The 3,529-nt window shown below is 70.9% G+C and carries 3 protein-coding genes; 1 reads left to right on the plus strand and 2 read right to left on the minus strand.

Going from position 1 to position 3,529, the window contains the following annotated elements:
* Positions 1 to 56: 56 nt before the first annotated feature.
* Both VIW71_RS06265 and VIW71_RS06270 read right to left on the minus strand, forming a co-directional pair.
* Positions 57 to 1,400 carry an NAD(P)/FAD-dependent oxidoreductase gene (locus tag VIW71_RS06265; protein WP_331620981.1) on the minus strand — a complete coding sequence of 448 codons (1,344 nt, stop codon included), beginning with the start codon at positions 1,398 to 1,400 and terminating at the stop codon, positions 57 to 59.
* 30 nt (positions 1,401 to 1,430) lie between these two features.
* The gene (locus tag VIW71_RS06270) at positions 1,431 to 1,703 is read right to left on the minus strand and encodes a phosphopantetheine-binding protein (protein WP_331620982.1); all 273 of its coding nucleotides are present in this window, start codon (positions 1,701 to 1,703) and stop codon (positions 1,431 to 1,433) included.
* Between the two features lie 669 nt (positions 1,704 to 2,372).
* Here VIW71_RS06270 and VIW71_RS06275 point away from each other — a divergent pair.
* Complete coding sequence (locus tag VIW71_RS06275; protein WP_331620983.1) at positions 2,373 to 3,263, plus strand: LLM class F420-dependent oxidoreductase; 891 nt, start codon at positions 2,373 to 2,375, stop codon at positions 3,261 to 3,263.
* Positions 3,264 to 3,529: the final 266 nt, after the last annotated feature.

Here is a 3,529-nt window from a genome sequence, read left to right on the forward strand (position 1 = left end):
GCCCGTCGTACCACTGACGGACGGCGGGCGGCGGGCCGCGGGGCAGCGCGCCGGGTTCAGAAGCCCGGCTTGGCCGAGGGCGCCTTCAGTTCGCCGAGGTAGCCGTGCCACAGGTGGGTCGGGTCGTCCTCCACCGCGCGCACGATCTCGCGCATGGCGGCCAGCGCCTTGGGCTCCTCGGTGTCGTACACGTCCCCCTGGAGCATCTGCAGGACGTCCAGCCGGTACCGCTCGTCCTGGACGAACGCGGTGAACAGGATGTTCAGCCGGTAGTAGATGGAGATGAACTCGTACCAGTTGCGCACCCCGCGTCGCAGCTTCGCCTCGTACGTGGAGAAGCGCGCCCTGCTGAAGTCGCCCGCCCGCGCGGCCTCGATGATGTCCTGGCTGGCGATGCGGGCGCTGTTGAGTGCCACGCTGACCCCGCTGGAGAAGATCGGGTCGACGAACCGGGCCGCGTCGCCGATCAGCACGAAGTTGTCGCCCGCGATCTGCGTCATGCCGTAGCTGTAGTCGCCCTCGGTCTTCAACGGCTTGACCTGCTCGGCGTTCTTGAGGGCGTCGAGCAGTTCCGGCCGGCTGGCGACGGTGTCCCAGAAGAACTTCTCCCGGTCGCCGCCGAACTCCTTGAACCGCTTCTTCTGGCTGACGACCCCGATGGAGGTGATCGTGTCGGTGATGGGAATCTGCCACACCCAGGTGTCCACCACCGGCAGGAAGTGGATGAAGATGTAGTCCGCCTGCGTCTTGTCGACGGCGAGCGCCTTGCGGTCGAAGCCGTCGAACCAGGTGTGCACCGCGTACTGGTTGAACACCGGGTCGGGCACCTTGACCTTCAGTTGCGTGCCGAGGTGGGTCTGCCGGCCGCTGGCGTCGACCACCATCCGGACCGGTATGTCCACGCTCGCGCCGCCGAGCCTGGCGCTGATCACCGGAAGGTCGCCGCTGAAGTCGACCTTGCCGACCCGCACGCCCTGGAAGACCGTGGCGCCGAGCTCCTGGGCGTGCTTGAGCAGTATCTGGTCGAACTTCGCCCGGTCGACGTGGAAGGTGTAGTCGCGGTCCACGCCGTCCTGGTCGCGCTCGCTGAACAGGATCTCGGCCGCCCGGAAATCATGGGTGAGCCCCTTGAAGCCGAGGTGGTCGATGTCGCGCCGCTCCGCGGAGGTCCACGCGGCCCCGTACTTCTTCGGAAAGCCCGCCGCCTCGACCTTGCCCATCACGCCGATGTCCAGCAGCACCGGCGTGGTGGCCGGTACCAGGGACTCGCCGACGTGCTCGCGCGGGAAGACCTCGCTTTCGAAGAGCGCGACGGACAGCCCTGCCTTGGCGAGGTAGGACGCGGCGGTCGAGCCCGCGGGACCGCCGCCGATGATGCCGATGTCGAACGATGCGTCCACGTCACACTCCAGTCTCTGATGGACTCGCGCTCAGACGGCGGCTTGCGCCGTCAGCTCGACGACCAGAGCGGTGATGGCTTCCAGGCTGTGGAAATGCCGCCCGGTGATGTGGGTGGGCGGCACGGCGACGCCGTACTCGGTGCGGATGAACGACAGCAGCATCGCGGTGTTCATGGAGTTGAGCACACCCCATTCCAGCAACGGGGTCTGCGGGGTCAGCTCGGACACCTCGCTGTCACCGAGGAACTCGCGCTCCACGTACTCAGTGATCCCGGCGAGGACCTGGTCACGAGGAATCTGCACAGGAGCCTCCTGCTTCTGGTCGGCGACCGCGGTCGGCCGCGGTCTGCCCACGAGAATGGGCAGGCGAGATGGAGGATGACTCGGAGGTGACTCGCACAGCCGGGCCGGCGGCCCGGCGGGCCGCTGCGCCGGCCGGTCGGCGACGGCTCGGCCGGCGGCGCCCCATGGCGAACCCGCCCAGCCCGGGCACCCCCGTGCGGGGCGTGTCGGGCACCGGGTTCGGCAGCGTTCCGGCCGGCGGGCTCAGCGGCCGGGAGAGCGGCCCCGCGAGGTGACGCGTCCACGGTCGACGGGCCGTCGGACCCTGGCCGTCCGACGGTGCCGCCGCGCCGGTGGCACCACGCCTCTGTCAACACGGCGGCGAACTGTCCGGTCGCCCGATCGGGTTCGTACACGCCTATGGCGGAGGCCGGGGGCCCGGCCAGGTGCACGGCGGCCGCTGGCTGTCCTTGGGCGGGACGCCGCAGGCCTGACGGTGTGTGCGGGCTTGACGGGCGGTCGCCGGGGCGGGGGCACTGCCCAGGCCCGGCCGGAAACGTCAGCTCGGTCGTCCGCGCCGGGGCAACGACTGTCTGAGACGATCGGCCCGGGGGCCATATCGAGTCATTTCTCCGGTTAGCACTCTTTGTGTCGGCCGGTGCGGCACACGTGCGGAAGGAATCGGAACCCATGGACTACGCCACGACGGTGGACCGCGTCAGCTCCTTGAAGGAGACAGTCGGACGGTACGGCATCTGGAGCGCGGGGCTGCGCTCCGAGGACCCGGCGAGGCGTGGCGAGATCGCCGAGAGCGCTGCCGAGCTCGACGAACTCGGATTCGGCGTCATCTGGCTGGGCAACGGCAGCGAGGTGCGGCATGCCGCGCCGATCGTCGGGGCGACCTCACGCCTCACCGTGGCGACCAGCATCCAGAGCATCTGGCAGTACGAGGCCGCCGACACCGCGGCGCGCTTCGCCGAACTGGACGCGGCCCACCCCGGCCGCTTCCTGCTCGGCCTCGGTGTCAGCCACGCCAAGCTGACGGACCGGTACCGCCGCCCCTGGTCGGCCATGGCCGGCTATCTGGACGCCCTGGACGCCGAGGGGGTGCCCGCCGAGCGCCGTGTCCTGGCCGCGCTCGGCCCGAAGATGCTGGAGCTGTCGCGCGACCGCTCCGCCGGTTCGCACCCGTACCTGGTCACTCCTGAGCACACCGCTCGGGCCCGCGAGATTCTGGGCGACGCCCCGCTGCTGGCACCGGAGTTCAAGGTCGTCCTGGAGACGGATCCGGGCCGGGCCCGCTCGCTCGCTCGCGACGTGCTCGCTTTCTATCTGCAGCTGCCGAACTACACCAACAACTTCCTGAGTCTCGGCTTCACCGAGGACGACCTCGCGGACGGCGGCAGCGATCGCCTGGTCGACGCGGTGTTCGCCTGGGGCGACGAGGACCGGATCCGCGGGAGGATCGACGCCTTCCACGCGGCGGGTGCGGACCACGTGGCCCTCCAACTGGTCGACGACCAGCCCCGCGACGCCATGCGCAGGCCCGCATGGCGCCGCCTGGCGGGCCTGCTGTCCTGACAGCAGCGGTGCCCTCACCAGCGAAAAGCAAGGAGACAGCACCTGCCCTGCCGGGTGAGCCGGCGCACCGGGACCGCTGCGTGAGCCGTCGCGCCGGCCGGCTCTCCGGGCTCCGCACGGACCGAGCCGTTGCCGCCGGACCGGACTCCCGGGTGCGGGAGCCGGGCCGGCCGCTCCCACCCGCGCCCGATGCGGCAGCCCCTCGGCCGCCGGCCCCGCCGGGCGAGGGGCTGCCGGAGGGGCGTCCGGCGCGGCGGGCCGGCGCG

It is taken from the genome of Streptomyces sp. (assembly GCF_036524955.1).
Lineage (GTDB): Bacteria > Actinomycetota > Actinomycetes > Streptomycetales > Streptomycetaceae > Actinacidiphila.